Here is a 15,770-nt window from a genome sequence, read left to right on the forward strand (position 1 = left end):
CCCGCGATGGCGTCAGCCCGAACAACGCCCAACAAAAAGCCCGCATCGCTGCGGGCTTTTTGTTGGGCGGCTGGCTTACAGCTTGGCCCGGGTCTCGTGCATCCGCGCCAGTTGCCGTTCCAGCATCGATGGGTAGGGCTCCATCAGGCGCTCGACGCAGCAGGCACCTTCCGGGCTGGCGATCGGACGGATGCGCGCGCGCTGACGAATCAGGGCGTCGTCGTTGATCTTGCGCTCGACCAGCAGCAGGTTGCGGCTGTGCTGGGACAGTGCCAGGGCGTCTTGGGCGGTCTCGGTCAGCAGCAGATCGATCTGGCTCAGGCCGAACAGCTCGTCGCCCAGGGTCAGGCCCAGTTGCAGCTGCAGGGTGATGCCGCTGTCGGCCACTTCGATTTGCAGGGCGTGGCCCAGGGCGCGCAGCAATTCGCCGCAGCAGATGGCGTTGGTCAGGTAGTCGTCGCCGCTGTCTTCGCTGTGGAACAGCATCAGCGTGCTGCCGTCGTTCAGGGTGTGCAGTTCGCTCTGGTACAGCGAAGCAGCCTGGTCGAGACAGTCGCGATAACGCTCCAGCAATTCCGTCAGGCGGGCCCGGGGCAGGCGGCGCAGTTGCTCCTGGGCGCCCAGTTGCACGGCCAGTACCGCGCTGTGCTGCGGTTGGGTCGGTACCGCAGGTTTTACGATCGGCTTGGCAGCGGTCGCGGTGGACGAGCTGTCGCGAAGATCGGCGAACGGGTCTTCATCGTCGGCCAGATCCTCTTCGGCGTTGACCACGTGCCGTGGCGCGGGTTTGAGGCCGGCCACCGGAGCGCTTTCATCGAAGCTCGGGTCACGCAGGTTGCGCACCTCGAAGGTCGGTTCCGCGTCTTCTCTGTCGTCGTAGTCGGTATCGTCGATCTCGGCTTCCGGTTCGGGTTCCGGCTCGACCTTCTCCGGCGCGAAGCTGGCGTGCAGCTGGCGCGCCAGGTCGCCGATCTCGTCCTGGCGCTGGGTGGCCGGGGTGTGTTCGTCGATATCCCGCAGCCAGACCCGCAGTTGCATCAGCGGAGTGGAGATGTGCCGCCCCAGGCGCAGGCTCAAGGCCAGGGCCAAGGCCAGCAGGATGGCGCTGAGAATGCCCATGCTCTGCAGGCTGATGGTCATCGGCTGCTGGAATTGTTCCATGTCCAGGCTGATGCGCAGGTTGCCCGCGGTCACGTCCTGGAAGGTGATCTTGGTCTGGTAGACGCCTTCGGTTTCACCCAGCAGGCTGCTTTTCGGGCGCTGACCGGCCTCGGCGAGGATGCGGTTGTCCACGCTATAGATCGCCGCGTGGGCCACCAGCGGGTTCTTGGTCAGGTTATTCAGCAGCACGTTGAGACTGAGGATGTCGTTGGACACCAACAACTCGGTGGCCGAGGTCGCGGTCTGGGTGGTCAGGCTCTGACCCAGGGCGTCGGCTTGTTCGTGCATGGCCTGCTTGAATTGCAGCCCCATCACGCAGGCATAGATCACCAGGGCCAGGGCGACCAGGATCACGTTATGGCTGGCAATGCGCAATGCAATCGGTACACGGCGATGGCGCAGTGCACGGAAGATCAGCAGGAAGAAGTTATCGGTTTTAACTGGCGTGGGCCGGTTCACTGAGCTCGGCTCTTTTGTCCGTGAAGTTGAGGCGCAGTATAGCGACAGGCCCTAGACCGGCAAAGCGCTGGCTGTGCCCGATGGTCACTGAAAGTGGGTAGAATGCGGTTTTTTTCCACCTGCGGGGGTGCGCCTTGCGCGAAATCGTCCTGATAAACATCACTGGTGAAGACCGTCCGGGTCTCACTGCGGCCATTACCGGCGTTCTGGCCCAGGCTGGTGTGAACATTCTCGACATCGGTCAGGCGGTGATTCACGACACTCTGTCGTTCGGCATCCTGGTTGAAATTCCGGACAACGAGCAGAGCTCGTCGGTGCTCAAGGACATCCTGTTCACTGCCTATGAGCTGGACCAGCAGGTCCGTTTCACGCCGGTTTCCGAAGAGGATTACCAGCAGTGGGTCGGCGGCCAGGGCAAGAAGCGCCATATCGTCACCCTGCTGACCCGCAAGGTCACCGCGGAGCAGTTGCAGCGCGTCAGTTCGATCACCGCCAAGTACGGCTTGAACATCGACCATATCGATCGCCTCTCCGGGCGCATGCCGCTGGACACCCCGGCCGACAAGGGCAAGGGTTGCATCGAGTTCTCCGTGCGTGGCGAAGCGGCCGATCCGCAGGCGTTGCGCGCCGAGTTCCTGAGCGTCGCCCAGGAGCTGAACGTCGATATCGCCTTCCAGGAAGACTCGCTGTTCCGTCGTAACCGCCGCCTGGCGGTGTTCGACATGGACTCGACGCTGATCGAGGCGGAAGTCATCGACGAGCTGGCCAAGGCCGCAGGCGTGGGTGACCGAGTAGCGGAAATCACCGAGCGGGCCATGGCCGGCGAACTGGATTTCCGGGCCAGCTTCAAGGAACGCCTGGCCTTGCTCCAGGGCCTGGATATCAAGGTGCTGGACTCCATCGGCGCGTCGCTGCGCCTGACCGAGGGCGCCGAGACCCTGTTCGCCGAACTCAAGCGCCTGGGCTACAAGACCGCGATCCTTTCAGGCGGCTTCACCTACTTCGCCAAGCAATTGCAGGCCAAGCTGGGGATCGACTACGTATTCGCCAACGAGCTGGAAGTGGTCGACGGCAAGGTGACCGGTGTCGCGGTCGAGCCGATTGTCGACGCCCAGCGCAAGGCCGATCTGCTGCGCGAACTGGCCGCCAAGGAAGGGTTGCGTCTGGAGCAGACCATCGCGGTCGGCGACGGCGCCAACGACCTGCCGATGCTGGCGATCGCCGGCCTGGGCGTGGCCTTCCGCGCCAAGCCGCTGGTCAAGCAGTCGGCCAAGCAGGCGATTTCCACCCTGGGCCTGGATGGTGTGCTTTATCTGCTGGGTTTCCGCGATCGCGACGGACAAAACTGATCCGGCAGGAGGTGCGCCGTCGCCAGACCGCGCACCGCGGAACCTGAGTCCGCTGCCGGCCCGATGCTCTCCAGGCCGGCGGCGGGAGGCCTAGTCCAAGGCCTTGCCTGCGGTTTCCGGCACCATGGCCAGGCCGATCAGCGACAACAGAATGCAGGCCATCACATACCAGGCCGGCGAGCTGGGGTCGCCCGTGAGCTTGATCAGGCCGGAGGCGAAGAACTGCGCAAAACCGCCGAACACCATGACTCCCAGGCAATAGACGATGGACATGCCGCTGGCGCGGATGCGGCGTGGAAACAGCTCCGGCAACACTGCCAGGGTGGGTACCGAGGTATACACCAAAGGCACGCTCAGTAGGCTGACTACCAATAGCAGCATGGGCAGGCCGGGCATGGCATGCAGCAGCAGGAAGCCAGGGTAGATCAGCACCAGCAGCGCCAGCCGCGGCAGCAGGATCGATCGGCGCCGGCCGATGCGGTCGCTCAGTCGACCCGCCGGGACCGACAGCAGCACCATCAGCAACGCCGACGCCGAGGCTGCCCAGATTGCCACCGACAGTGGCATGCCGAGCAAGGTCACGGCATGGTTGGCCAGGTAGTGGCCAATGATAAAGGTCGGTGCCGTTGCCCCCACCGCCACTAGCACTCCGGCGATAATCTGCCGCGAGTGCTGGCGCAGCAGCGGCCCCGCCGGTTCCTGGTCTGGCGCAGGCTCACCTGGGGACGAGCTTGTGCTCACGGCGGCGGTTTCATCCAGCCGGTGGCGAATGTATTCACCTACCGGAATCGTCAGCACGCCGACCGCGAACACCATCCGCCAGCCCCAACTGTCCATGGCTTCCGGTGACAGGACTGCGCCCAGCAACGCCACCACCAATGTGCCGCAGAGCACCCCCAGGCCCTGGCTCAACAGCTGCCAGCTACAGTAGTAGCCGCGTGTGCGGTCGTTGGCGTACTCCATCAGCATGGAGGTGGCCGCACCGACCTGGCCGCCCACGGCAAAGCCTTGCACCAGGCGCGCCAGCAGCACCAGCAGCGGGCCCAGCAGGCCGGCCTGGGCGTAAGTGGGGGCGATCACGAACAGCAGCGAACCAATGGCCATCAGCCAGAGGCTCAGTCGCAACGCCGGTTTGCGGCCTCGGCGGTCGGCATACAGGCCAATCAGAATGCCGCCGATGGGCCGGCTGATAAAGCCGGTGCCAAATACCGCCAGCGACAGCATCAATTGCAACAAGGGTTCATCGCTGAATGGAAAGAACAGGCGCCCCATCAAGGTGGCCAGGGCGCTGTAGACGATGAAGTCGTAGAACTCCAGGGCGTTGCCCAGTGTGATGGCGATAATGGCGCGCCGACTAGGAGCCGACGCACTGAGCGCCGGCGCTTCCTGTAAAGCGGTCATGGCAAGTCCTCCCGGAGTCAGGCCAGATAGCGTTCCACCAGCTTGACCCAGTAGCTTGCGCCGATCGGCAAGGCCTGGTCGTTGAAGTCATAACCCGGGTTATGCACCATGCAGCCGCCTTCGCCGTCGCCATTGCCGATAATCAGGTAGCAGCCTGGTACCTGCTCCAGCCAGAAGGCGAAATCCTCGCTGCCGGTCAGCGGCTGCATGTTCGTCACCAACCCTTCCTCCCCGAGCCAGTCTCGCGCCACTGCCTCGGCCAGCCGGGTCGCCGCGGCATCATTGACCAGCAGCGGATAGCCATATTCGTAATCCACCTCGGCACGGGCGCCAAATCCCGCGGCCTGGGCCTCAGCCAGGGCGATGATGCGTTGACGCAACAGCTCGCGGATGTCCGGGCACAAGGCGCGTATGCTCAGGCGCATTTGCGCGGTTTCCGGAATCACGTTGGGGGCCTCGCCGGCCATGATCGCCCCCACGGTGATGACGGCCGTCTCCAGGGGAGGCACGTTGCGCGACACAATGCTTTGCAGGGCCATCACCAGTGAGGCACAGACCACGATCGGGTCCACGGCCTTGTGCGGCATCGCGCCGTGGCCGCCGGTGGCCTGGATGCGGATGGTGGCGGTATCGGTGGAAGCCATGAACGGCCCAGGCAGGAAGCCCAGCTTGCCCAGGGGCACCCCCGGCATATTGTGCATGGCGAAAATCGCCTGGCAGGGGAACAGGTCGAACAGGCCATCATCCAGCATGCGCTTGGCCCCGGAGCCGCCATGACCTTCTTCGGACGGCTGAAAGAACAGATGCAGGGTGCCACGAAAAGGCCGGCGCTTGGCCAGGTCCCAGGCCGCGGCCAGCAGCATAGCGGTATGGCCGTCGTGGCCGCAGGCGTGCATCTTGCCCTCGACCCGACTGGCCCAGGGCAGGCCGGTGGTTTCCTGGATCGGCAGGGCATCCATATCGGCGCGCAGGCCGATAGCGGGCCCTTCTCCATTGCGCAGTGTGCCGACCACACCGGTTTCCCCCAGCCCTTCGTGAATGTCGTAGCCCCAATCCTGCAGGCAGCGAATCACCTGGGCGCGGGTCTCGAACTCTTCGAATCCCAGTTCGGGATGGGCATGGATCTCATGGCGCAGGGCGATCATGGATGGGGTGATTTCACGGATACCGGGCAAGATGGTGGACGCGCCCATGACGATGTCTCCTTATTGTTTTTGGGGTTATGACCTAGGCCTGGGGATACTAGAAGCAACCCAGAACACCGGGAAGGCGCAAAAAAGTTGTCAGTAGCACTTCTGGTTGATGGGGGGAGAAGAACAATGAAGATCCATCAGTTGCAGGCATTGATCGCCATGGCGGAGCACGGCAGCATCCGCGCCGCCGCCAAGGCGCTGTTCCTGTCGCAAGCCGCGGTCAGCAAAAGCTTGCGCGAGCTGGAGGCCGAACAGCAGTTGCCCTTGCTGCAACGCCATGCCGGCGGTACGCGGCTGAACGATGCCGGACGGATACTGCTCAAGCATGCCCGGCAGGTGCTCAGGCAACTGGAGCGAGCCGAGGACGAACTGGCCGCCTTGCGCGGCCAGCACGCAGCCCGCCTCTGCGTCGGGGTCACGCCCTGGCTGGCTGAAACGCTGTTGCCGGATGTGGTGCGGCTGTTTCGCCAGCGCATGCCGGAGATTCGCCTGGAGTTGTTCGAGGGATTGCTGGCGGTAGCCTTGCCTCTGCTACGGGATGGTCAGATGGACTTCGCCATCGGCCCGCTGTTCAGCAGCATTTCCGCCCAGGAGTTCCATTGCCAGCCGTTGCTGATCCACCCTTGCCGGGTCTTCGCCCGCCATGGCCATCCGGCGTTGCAGGCCAGTTCCCTGGAGGAGTTGCTGGAGCAGGACTGGGCAGTCAACTACAGCCCGGTCACTTATGAGCAGGTGATGCACTCGTTGTTCGGCCGGCATGGGTTGGGCATCGGTCCCGAGCGCTTGATCTGTGCCCATTCGATGACCCTGCTGTCGAGCATGGTGCTGCAAGCCGGCATGCTGAGCTTCGGCCCGGAGCCATTGTTGCTGTGCCCCGGCTTCCAGCCCCATGTGCAAGCCTTGGCGCTGCGCGAGCAGATGGATGAGCAGGCCATGGGCATCATCAGTCATCAGGGGCATACCCACAGTTATGCCGCGATGTGTTTTATTGACTGCCTGCAACAGAGCCTGAAGCAGAAAAGCCGTTCGTCGCACCCGACGGATCGTGCCCTGAGCGAGATGCTGAACTTGTTGTTCTAGTTGCGTCGGGAGCTTGCGACGGGCAAAAAAATGCCGCCTGTCGAAAGACCGGCGGCATTCTTCGGACGCTTCCCCGAACTGGCGGGGTTTCATCGCGCCTGGAGCTGCTCGCTCTTCAGTGCGCGGTCAACCGCCTCAGGCGTTTGCCGACGTCAGGCTCTGGCCCATCTGGACCGGCGAGCCGGCGGCCAGTGTTTCGGCCCACTGCACCTGATCCGGACCGAACAGCACGATCGCGGTGGAGCCCAGCTTGAAGCGGCCCAATTCGGCGCCTTTTTCCAGGTGGATCGGTGCGCGGGCGGCTTCGTCGTAGCGCACTGTCTTCAGTTCGCGCTTCGGCGGAGTCACCAGGCCGGCCCAGACGGTTTCGATCGAGGCCACGATCATCGCGCCCACCAGGACCACGGCCATCGGGCCGCGCTCGGTATCGAAAACGCACACCACGCGCTCGTTGCGGGCGAACAGTTCCGGCACGTTTTCCGCGGTGGTCTGGTTGACCGAGAAGATCCGCCCCGGCACGTAGACCATTTCCCGCAGGGTGCCGGCCAGCGGCATGTGCACGCGGTGGTAGTCCTTCGGCGACAGGTAGATGGTGGCGAAATCGCCGCCCATGAACGGCGCTGCCAGGGCCGAATCGCCACCCAGCAGTTCCAGCACGCTGAAGCTGTGGCCCTTGGCCTGGAACACCCGGCCGTGTTCGATCGGGCCGAGCTGGCTGACCGCGCCGTCGGCCGGGCTGAGGATCGCGCCCGGAGTCTGGTCCAGCGGGCGGGCGCCGTCTTTCAGGGCACGGGTGAAGAAGGCATTGAAGTGCTCATAGGCGGTCAGGTCTTCCACCAGCGCTTGCGACATGTCCACCTGATAACGCTTGGCGAACCAGGCGGTGAAGGCATTCTTGAACCAGCGCACGCGGCACTCGGCGATGCAGCCGGCCAGGCGCGACAGCAGGTGGTGAGGCAGCAGGTACTGGCTGAGGATAAACAAACGCTTTTTCATTAACTGTCCTTAAACCTTTAAATCTCTACGGGCGTGTCAGGGTGGTTGCCCCATTCGCCCCAGGAACCGGCATAGCCTTTGACTCGCGGATAACCGAGCGCCTTGGCCACCAGATAGGTGAAGCCAGAGCGATGGTGAGTCTGGCAGTGGGTAATCACTTCTTTGTCTTTGCTGATACCGAGCTGTTCGAGGATCTGCGGCATGTCGCCGCGGATCCGCAGGTTGCGCGCCTGGTCCATGCCGGCGGTCCACTCGAAGTTGATCGCGCCGGGAATATGCCCACCCTTGGCGGCGAGGACTTTCTCCCCCGAGTACTCCAACGGGCCGCGGGCATCCCAGATCGCCAGGTCGGCCGCGCCGAGACGGCTTTGCAGGTATTCGCGGGTGGCGGTCGGCTCGTCGTGCAGGGTCAGGGCGACAGGGCCGCCGACGGCTGCCGGGACTTCATTCGAGACCGGCAGGCCGTCCGCCAGCCAGGCCAGCAGCCCGCCGTCCAGGTAGTGGTAACGCGAGTGGCCGATGACATCCAGCAGCCAGATGAAGCGCCCGGCCCAGCCGCCGCCTTCGTCGTCGTAGACCACGTAGACCGCGTCCGGGTTATGCCCCAGCTCGCCGAACAGGGCTTCCAGGGCCGCCTGTGGCGGCATCAGCCCGGGCGCCGGCGCCTGACCGAGCTGGGTGCGTTTGGGGTCGACGAAGCGCGCGCCGGGGATGTGGCCCGCGGCATAGCGGGCGGCGCTGGTCAGGTCCACCAGGATCAGTTCGCGGGCGTCCAGGCGAGGGAGCAGGTCGCTCGGCTCGATCACCAGCGGCAAGCCAGAGAAGTCAGGCATGTGAGGTCTCCAGGGCACAAAGGGAGGGATTGTAGCGCAAGCGTCAGCGGCTGCGGTTGGTAAAGCTGTGCAGGGCCTTTTCGATGCACTGGGCGGTCTTGCCGAACGCCTGTACGGAGATTTCCGAGAAAGGCTGGCCACCCTGGTCGGCGACGATCAGCATGATCACCCGGCCATTGCTGGGTACCGAGCGCATCAGCAGGTGCTCGCCACGAAACAGCGTGCGCAGGCTGGCGGGCAGGCGGGCGGAGAACTGGGCGTTGTTGGTCGGCGTCAGGCGTACTTGCGCCGGGGCGTCCAGCAGCCGCTGCAATACGCTGCTCTGGCCGATCGTCAGCATCAGGCTCGAGGCTTGCGCAGGCAACCCGGCGATCTGATGCACCCGCAACTGGGTCCGGGTGCGGTCGATCATCAACAGCATCACCCGGCGCATGCCGCACGCCACCAGGGCGTCGCGGGCAAAGGTGGTCAGGTGCATGGCGTTGCTGAAGCGACTGGGTTCCACCAGCAGTTCGCTGCACTGCTTGCGCCATTTGCCCAGGTCTTCGGCGGTTGGCGCGGCGACCGGGAGCTCGCCGCGATGCACACGCCGGGCCTCCCAGGGCCAGAGCAGCGCCTCGGCCGGGTGCCACAGGTCGGGCATATGGTGATGCCGGGCACTCTGCGCGGCTTGCTGGTGCAACTGTTGTTGCAGCTCGTCCATCGACATCTGCAGGTACAGGCTGGTCAGGTATTGCCAGCGCATGCAGTGCGGGCCGGTCCAGGACTCTTGCGCCGAGAGGGCCAGGGCGTTGGCCAGCAACACACAGTTGGCCGGCTGGTTCAGCCAGCGCTGCAGGGCCGGGTCGGCATCCAGGCATTGTTGCTGGTGCAGCGGATGGGCGTTGTCCCGGGCGATATGCAGGGCCTTGACCAACTGCTCCTGCTCGTCGATCAGCAGGCGGTAGCCTTGCTGTACCCAGATCGGCAAGTGCCAGACCTCCACCAGGGCCAGGCCCAGCTGAAGCAGGCCGACGCCGAACAGTTGCTGCTCGACCTCCTGGGCCGGTTCGGCCTTGTGGACGACACGCAGCTCCCACTCTTCGAGCAGTTTTGGATAGGTCAGCGCCAGGGGCCACAGCGGCGAGAGAAACAGCAGGCTGCCCCAGTGGATGTCCTGCCAGAGCCTGGCCAGGCGTCCGGCGAAAAAGCCGTTGGCCTGTTGGGTCGCGTGCTGGCTGATCAGTTGCAACTGGCGCAGCCCGACCGGGATCTCCTGCTCGGGCTGGGCGGGCAGGCGGGCGAGCAATTCTTCGGTACGCGCGAGGCCCAGGCGGTTGAGGGCGATCTCGAGGTTCTCGGCCGGCTCGCTCATGCTGCCGTGGGTGTGGCGATTGGCTTCGCGAATCACGCTCAGGGCCAGCGCGGGGCTGTCCTGCATCAGGTCGGCAATGTCGCGCAGCGAACTGCGATTGTCCCTGATGGCTTGGCAGACCCGATCGTGGCTGGCTTGCGGCACCGGCAAGCGGACCGCGTCAAGCAGCTTTATCCAGGATTCGAGGGAGTGGGGGGCGGTAGTTGGGACTGTCGTTTCATTAGACATGGCTGGGCGCAATCATCGTCTGCTGTAACACGCCCAGAGCGGGCCAAACTGGCTTTTCGCCTTAACGGCCTATAGTCTGGCGCAGTTTTGCCGATAAGTAGAAGAAGAGTTTTAAGAACTTCCGAATATGACCTTGAACCCGACTCAATAAGTACCTTCCTACCTATGGCTAAAATTATCGGCATCATCGTCGTGTTCGCGAGCGTGCTCGGCGGATACGTGCTTTCTCACGGCAAGATTGCCGCCCTGATCCAGCCTTTCGAGGTTCTGATTATCGGTGGCGCCGCGCTGGGGGCGTTCCTGCAGGCAAACCCCGGCTACATGACCATGCACGTGCTCAAGAAGTCCTTGGGGATGTTCGGTTCGCGCTTTTCCCAGACCTTCTACCTGGAAGTGCTGGGGCTGATCTACGAGATCCTCAACAAGAGCCGCCGCGAAGGCATGATGGCGATCGAGGGCGATATCGAAGACGCCGCCGCCAGCCCGATTTTCGCCAAATACCCATCCGTACTCAAAGACGAGCGCATGACCGCGTTCATCTGTGACTACCTGCGCATCATGTCCTCCGGCAACATGGCTCCCCACGAGCTGGAAGGCCTGTTCGACATGGAGCTGTTCAGCCTCAAGGAAGACCTCGAGCATCCGTCCCATGCGGTCAACGGCATCGCCGACGGCATGCCGGGTTTCGGTATCGTCGCGGCGGTACTGGGTATCGTGGTGACCATGGCGTCCCTGGGCGATGGCGACCAGAAATCCATCGGCCTGCACGTAGGTGCCGCGCTGGTCGGTACCTTCTTCGGTATTCTCGCGGCCTACGGCTTCTTCGGCCCGCTGGCCCACTCCCTGGCGCATGACGCCAAGGAAGAGCTGAACGTCTACGAAGCCATCAAGGCTTCCCTGGTGGCCTCGGCTTCCGGCATGCCGCCATCGCTGGCCGTGGAGTTCGGGCGCAAGGTGCTGTACCCGGCGCACCGTCCAAGCTTCGCCGAGCTGGAACAAGCGGTTCGCGGTCGCTAAGCCATGGAAAACAATCAGCCGATTATCATCAAGCGCGTCAAGCGCTTTGCCGGCGGGCATCACGGCGGGGCGTGGAAGATCGCCTTCGCCGACTTCGCCACGGCAATGATGGCGTTCTTCCTGGTGCTGTGGCTGTTGTCCACCGCCACCCCGGAACAGAAGATCGCCATCGCCGGTTACTTCAAGGACCCGATCGGCTTCTCGGAAAGCGGCACGCCCTACATCATCGACCTGGGCGGTTCTCCCGAGCTGGCGCCGGAAAATACGCTCAACCCCGAGATCAAGTCGCAGCCGCAGCCGGACAAGGTTACGGTCGACACCGATCAGGTCGAGAGCATGGCCGAGCAGGTGGAAAGAGAGCGTCTGGAACTGTTGCTGCAGGAGTTGCAGAACAAGGTCGAAGAAAACCCGCAGTTGCAGAAGTTCAAGGACCAGATCCTGTTCGAGATCACTCCGGACGGCCTGCGTATCCAGATCATCGATTCGGAAAACCGGCCGATGTTCGACTCCGGCAGTGCGCGTCTGAAGCCGTACTTCGAGGACATCCTGCTGGCCATGGCCGACACCATCAAGGCGGTGCCGAACAAGATCAGCATCAGCGGTCACACCGATGCCAAGCCTTACGCGGGCACTGGCGATTTCGGCAACTGGGAGCTTTCGGCCAACCGTGCCAACGCCGCACGTCGGGCGCTGGTGGCGGGCAGCTATCCGGACGCTCAGGTGGCTCGCGTGGTGGGTTATGCCTCGTCGTCGCTGTTCGATCGCAAGGATCCGTTCAACCCGATCAACCGGCGTATCGACATCGTGGTGCTGACCAAGAAGGCCCAGCGCGCGATCGAAGGTGAAGTCGCTCCCGAGGCTCCGGCACCGACCCAGGGCCAGGGTGCCCCGGGCGAAGTGCCGGTCGACCCGAACGCCTTGCCGCCGGAGCAGGAGCCTTTGCCGGCCCATGAGCTGCGCGAGCGCCTGAATATCTTCGACGATGCTGCACCTAAGACCGAAGGCGCGGCTGCACCCGCAGCTACGCCTCCCGCTGCGCGGTGATGGGTAAAAACAGGCTCTGTTAAAGAGTGCTCATAAAAAAGGCCGCGATGATCGCGGCCTTTTTTGTTTCTGCAAGGGCTACTTATTAATAGCCGTTGTCCGGCAGGCTGGCGATGATCGAGCGATAGCTGTTCATCCGTTGCTGCTGGATGCGCCCGTCTTCCAGGGCCTTGAGCAGGGCGCAGCCCGGTTCGCGGTCATGCTTGCAGTCGCGGAAACGGCAGGTGCCCAGCAGATCGTTGAACTCGATGAAACCCGCTTCGACATCGGCGCGGCTGACGTGGCCCAGGCCGAATTCGCGAATCCCCGGGGAGTCGATCAGTTCGCCGCCGCCCGGGAAGTGGAACAGGCGCGCGGTGGTGGTGGTGTGGGTGCCCTGGCCGGACAGCTCCGACAAAGGCCCGACACGGGTTTCGACCTCCGGCAGCAGGCTGTTCACCAGCGACGACTTGCCCACGCCAGACTGGCCGACGAACACGCTGATCCGCCCGTCCAGCTGCGCTTGCAACTGCTCCATGCCATTGCCGTGATGAGCCGAGACTTCCAGCACCGGATAGCCCAGCTGCCGATAGACCGCCAGCAGGGCGTTCAGGGCAGGGGCGTTCTGCTCGTCGATCAGGTCGAACTTGTTGAGCAGCAGCAGCGGGCGGATGCCGGCATGTTCGGCCGCTACCAGGTAACGGTCGATCAGGTTGGCATGGGGCTCGGGCAGCGGGGCGAAGACGATCACGATCATGTCGACGTTGGCGGCGACCGGCTTGAGCTGGCCGCGGCTGTCGGGACGGCAGAGTTCGGTGTGGCGCGGCAGTTGCGCGACGATCACGCCGATACCCTGGTTGCCCGGGCGCCAGACCACTTGGTCGCCGGTCACCAGCGCCGGCAGGTTGGCGCGCAAGTGGCAGCGGAACACCTGGCCGGCCAGTTCGCCTTCGCGCGCCTCGACCTCGACCTGCACGCCGAAGTGGGCGATCACCAGGCCGGTCTGTTCGGGGCCGAGGTCGCCGCCTTCCAGTGCTTCCACGGCAGAGGATTCACGTTTGGCGGCGCGGGCGGCGCGTTCGCCTTGAATCTTTTCGATGCGCCAGTTTTGGCGACGATTGAGCTGGCGTTTGGCCATTGGTGTTCCGTGTCGAGAATGCGGCGGTTAGGTAAAACGGCCGCGAGTTTAGCACGCCAGCAGGTCCCTCTAGGCTAAACTGCGCAACTACGCCGAGGAGCCCACACATGCAAAACCCGCAGAATCTGATCTGGATCGATCTGGAAATGACCGGTCTGAACCCTGATACCGACGTCATCATCGAGATGGCGACCATCGTCACCGATAGCAATCTCAATACCTTGGCTGAAGGCCCGGTCATCGCCATCCACCAGAGCGATGAAATTCTCGCCGGCATGGATGAGTGGAACACCCGTCAGCACGGCGGTTCTGGGCTGACCCAGCGCGTGCGTGAAAGCCGCATCAGCATGGCTGAAGCCGAAGCGCAGACCATCGCCTTCCTGGAGCAGTGGGTGCCCAAGGGCAAGTCGCCGATCTGTGGCAACAGCATCTGCCAGGACCGGCGCTTCCTGTATCGCCATATGAAGGCGCTGGAAAGCTACTTCCACTACCGCAACCTGGACGTTTCCACCCTCAAGGAACTGGCGGCCCGCTGGGCGCCGGACGTGCGCGACAGCTTCAAGAAAGGCAGCACCCACCTGGCGCTGGACGACATCCGCGAGTCCATCGCCGAGCTGCAGCATTACCGCAAGCACTTCATCAAGCTTTGATGGTTCGGTGGCGTCTGTTCTGACGTCATCGCGGGCAAGCCTCGCTCCTACAGGTTCGNCGCGATAGACCGTGCTGCGGTCTCCGGCAATTCCAGCTGGCGCCCCCTTTTGGTGCCAGCAGCAACTGAGTAGACTGCGCGCCTTCCTGTAAGGACCGCCATCATGCTGCTGATGCTTTACCTGATTGCCATTACCGCCGAAGCCATGACTGGCGCCTTGTCTGCCGGTCGTCGCGGCATGGACTGGTTCGGGGTGGTGTTGATCGCTTGCGTCACGGCCCTGGGCGGCGGTTCGGTGCGTGACGTGCTGCTGGGGCATTACCCGCTGACCTGGGTCAAGCACCCGGAATACCTGGTGCTGACCTCGGTCGCGGCCCTGGTGACCATCTTTATCGCGCCCTTGATGCGCCATCTGCGTTCGCTGTTTCTGGTGCTCGACGCCGTGGGGCTGGTGGCGTTCACCCTGATCGGTTGCATGACCGCCCTGGAAATGGGCCACGGCATGCTGGTGGCATCGGTCAGCGGGGTGATTACCGGGGTGTTCGGCGGCATCCTGCGAGACATCTTCTGCAACGATATTCCGTTGATCTTCCGTCGCGAGCTGTATGCCAGCGTCTCGTTCGCCGCGGCCTGGTGCTACATGCTCTGCATCTATCTGCAATTGCCCGGCGAGCAGTCGATCCTCATCACCCTGTTCGGCGGTTTCCTACTGCGTCTGCTGGCGATCCGTTTTCACTGGGAAATGCCCAAGTTCGTCTACAACGACGAGCAGTGACGGCTGGCGTGTTGCTTCAGCGCCCATTCCACGTGTTCGCGCACCAGCTCTGACGGGTAGTCCCGGCGGGCCTTCAGGGCTTCCAGCACCGGAATGCTCGACGGCGCGTTGCCCAGCCCCACCGCCAGGTTGCGCAGCCAGCGCTCATAGCCGGCGCGGCGCAGCGGCGAGCCTTCGGTGCTGCTGAGAAACTTGTCCTCGTCCCACATGAACAGTTCGGCCAGCTCGGCATTGTCGAGGTTGTGGCGTGGCTTGAAGTCGCCTTCGCCGGAAGGGCGGGCGAAGCGGTTCCACGGGCAGACGATCTGGCAGTCGTCGCAGCCGAACACCCGATTGCCGATCAGTGGGCGCAGGTCCTCGGGAATGGCGTTTTTCAGTTCGATGGTCAGGTACGAAATGCAGCGCCGGGCGTCCAGTACATAAGGGCCGACGAAGGCATTGGTCGGGCAGATGTCCAGGCACGCCGTGCAGCGGCCGCAATGCTCGGTGGCGTGGGGCTCGTCCACCGGCAATGGCAGGTCGACGAACAGTTCGCTGAGGAAGAAGTAGCTGCCGGCCTTGCGGTTGAGTACCAGGGTGTTCTTGCCGATCCAGCCGAGCCCGGCCTGTTCGGCGATGGCTTTTTCCAGCACCGGGGCGCTGTCGACGAAGGCGCGATAGCCGAACGGGCCGATTTCCTTCTGGATGCGCTCGGCCAGTTGCTGCACGCGCTTGCGGATCAGCTTGTGGTAGTCGCGGCCCAGGGCGTAGCGCGAGACATAGGCTTTTTCCGGCTGGGCCAGGCGTTGCGCCATCTGGGTGTCGCCGGGCAGGTAATCCATGCGCAGGGACACCACGCGCAGGGTGCCGGGCACCAGCTCGTCCGGATGGGAGCGTTTGCTGCCGTGGGCGCCCATGTAGTCCATCTCGCCGTGGTAGCCCGCTTCGAGCCAGCGCTCCAGGTGCTGCTCATGCTCGGCCAGGTCCAGGCCGCTGATGCCGACTTGCTGAAAGCCCAGCTCGCGGCCCCAATCCTTGATCGATTGGGCGAGGGCGGGCAGATCGGTGGTAATGGCAGGCATGAGGCGAGAGAAACCGGGGCTGAGGTGCGTATAATTCTGCCAGACATCGGAGC

At 63.7% G+C, this 15,770-nt stretch carries 14 protein-coding genes; 6 read left to right on the forward strand and 8 right to left on the reverse strand.

Going from position 1 to position 15,770, the window contains the following annotated elements; all coding sequences use genetic code 11:
• Positions 1 to 75: 75 nt before the first annotated feature.
• Positions 76 to 1,620, reverse strand: a complete 1,545-nt coding sequence (locus ACTJKT_RS14480; protein WP_440787568.1) for an AhpA/YtjB family protein — start codon at positions 1,618 to 1,620, stop codon at positions 76 to 78.
• A gap of 134 nt (positions 1,621 to 1,754) precedes the next feature.
• Between ACTJKT_RS14480 and serB the strand changes: the two genes are divergently transcribed.
• Positions 1,755 to 2,969, forward strand: a complete 1,215-nt coding sequence (gene serB, locus ACTJKT_RS14485; RefSeq protein WP_097305822.1) for a phosphoserine phosphatase SerB — start codon at positions 1,755 to 1,757, stop codon at positions 2,967 to 2,969.
• Between the two features lie 90 nt (positions 2,970 to 3,059).
• On the opposite strand, the gene ACTJKT_RS14490 is transcribed toward serB, so the two are convergent.
• Together ACTJKT_RS14490 and ACTJKT_RS14495 are read right to left on the reverse strand one after the other, a co-directional pair.
• A complete protein-coding gene (locus tag ACTJKT_RS14490; RefSeq protein ID WP_440787569.1) occupies positions 3,060 to 4,370 on the reverse strand; it encodes an MFS transporter in 1,311 nt (436 codons plus the stop codon).
• Between the two features lie 17 nt (positions 4,371 to 4,387).
• Positions 4,388 to 5,563 carry a M20 aminoacylase family protein gene (locus ACTJKT_RS14495; RefSeq protein ID WP_440787570.1) on the reverse strand — a complete coding sequence of 392 codons (1,176 nt, stop codon included), beginning with the start codon at positions 5,561 to 5,563 and terminating at the stop codon, positions 4,388 to 4,390.
• Positions 5,564 to 5,689: 126 nt separating this feature from the next.
• Between ACTJKT_RS14495 and ACTJKT_RS14500 the strand changes: the two genes are divergently transcribed.
• On the forward strand, positions 5,690 to 6,643 hold the full coding sequence (locus tag ACTJKT_RS14500; protein WP_440787571.1) for a LysR family transcriptional regulator: 954 nt from the start codon (positions 5,690 to 5,692) through the stop codon (positions 6,641 to 6,643).
• 135 nt (positions 6,644 to 6,778) lie between these two features.
• On the opposite strand, the gene asd is transcribed toward ACTJKT_RS14500, so the two are convergent.
• From asd to ACTJKT_RS14515, 3 genes are read right to left on the reverse strand one after another with little or no spacing between them, the layout of a single operon-like run.
• Complete coding sequence (asd, locus tag ACTJKT_RS14505; RefSeq protein WP_440787572.1) at positions 6,779 to 7,639, reverse strand: archaetidylserine decarboxylase; 861 nt, start codon at positions 7,637 to 7,639, stop codon at positions 6,779 to 6,781.
• 17 nt (positions 7,640 to 7,656) lie between these two features.
• A complete protein-coding gene (gene rhdA / locus ACTJKT_RS14510; protein WP_106696368.1) occupies positions 7,657 to 8,472 on the reverse strand; it encodes a thiosulfate sulfurtransferase in 816 nt (271 codons plus the stop codon).
• Positions 8,473 to 8,515: 43 nt separating this feature from the next.
• Positions 8,516 to 10,054 (reverse strand): HDOD domain-containing protein, encoded by a 1,539-nt coding sequence (locus ACTJKT_RS14515; protein ID WP_440787573.1) that lies wholly within the window; start codon positions 10,052 to 10,054, stop codon positions 8,516 to 8,518.
• A 165-nt stretch (positions 10,055 to 10,219) separates the two neighbouring features.
• On the opposite strand from ACTJKT_RS14515, the gene motA reads away from it, so the two are divergent.
• Both motA and motB read left to right on the forward strand, forming a co-directional pair.
• Positions 10,220 to 11,071 (forward strand): flagellar motor stator protein MotA, encoded by an 852-nt coding sequence (gene motA / locus ACTJKT_RS14520; protein ID WP_007921402.1) that lies wholly within the window; start codon positions 10,220 to 10,222, stop codon positions 11,069 to 11,071.
• Positions 11,072 to 11,074: 3 nt separating this feature from the next.
• On the forward strand, positions 11,075 to 12,115 hold the full coding sequence (gene motB / locus ACTJKT_RS14525; protein WP_274321197.1) for a flagellar motor protein MotB: 1,041 nt from the start codon (positions 11,075 to 11,077) through the stop codon (positions 12,113 to 12,115).
• A gap of 85 nt (positions 12,116 to 12,200) precedes the next feature.
• Here the strand turns inward: motB and rsgA are convergent, their stop codons facing one another.
• A complete protein-coding gene (gene rsgA, locus ACTJKT_RS14530) occupies positions 12,201 to 13,232 on the reverse strand; it encodes a small ribosomal subunit biogenesis GTPase RsgA (RefSeq protein WP_440787574.1) in 1,032 nt (343 codons plus the stop codon).
• A 107-nt stretch (positions 13,233 to 13,339) separates the two neighbouring features.
• On the opposite strand from rsgA, the gene orn reads away from it, so the two are divergent.
• Together orn and ACTJKT_RS14540 are read left to right on the forward strand one after the other, a co-directional pair.
• Positions 13,340 to 13,882: an oligoribonuclease gene (gene orn / locus ACTJKT_RS14535; RefSeq protein ID WP_007921399.1), complete on the forward strand. Its 543-nt coding sequence runs from the start codon at positions 13,340 to 13,342 to the stop codon at positions 13,880 to 13,882.
• Positions 13,883 to 14,041: 159 nt separating this feature from the next.
• Positions 14,042 to 14,656 (forward strand): trimeric intracellular cation channel family protein, encoded by a 615-nt coding sequence (locus tag ACTJKT_RS14540; RefSeq protein WP_171820144.1) that lies wholly within the window; start codon positions 14,042 to 14,044, stop codon positions 14,654 to 14,656.
• On the opposite strand, the gene queG is transcribed toward ACTJKT_RS14540, so the two are convergent.
• A complete protein-coding gene (gene queG / locus ACTJKT_RS14545) occupies positions 14,638 to 15,717 on the reverse strand; it encodes a tRNA epoxyqueuosine(34) reductase QueG (RefSeq protein ID WP_440787575.1) in 1,080 nt (359 codons plus the stop codon). The two genes, ACTJKT_RS14540 and queG, sit on opposite strands and share 19 nt — an antisense overlap.
• Between the last annotated feature and the right edge of the window lie 53 nt (positions 15,718 to 15,770).

Origin of the sequence: Pseudomonas sp. 22526 (genome assembly GCF_052044735.1) — a bacterium.
In the GTDB taxonomy this organism is placed as follows: Bacteria; Pseudomonadota; Gammaproteobacteria; order Pseudomonadales; family Pseudomonadaceae; genus Aquipseudomonas; species Aquipseudomonas piscium.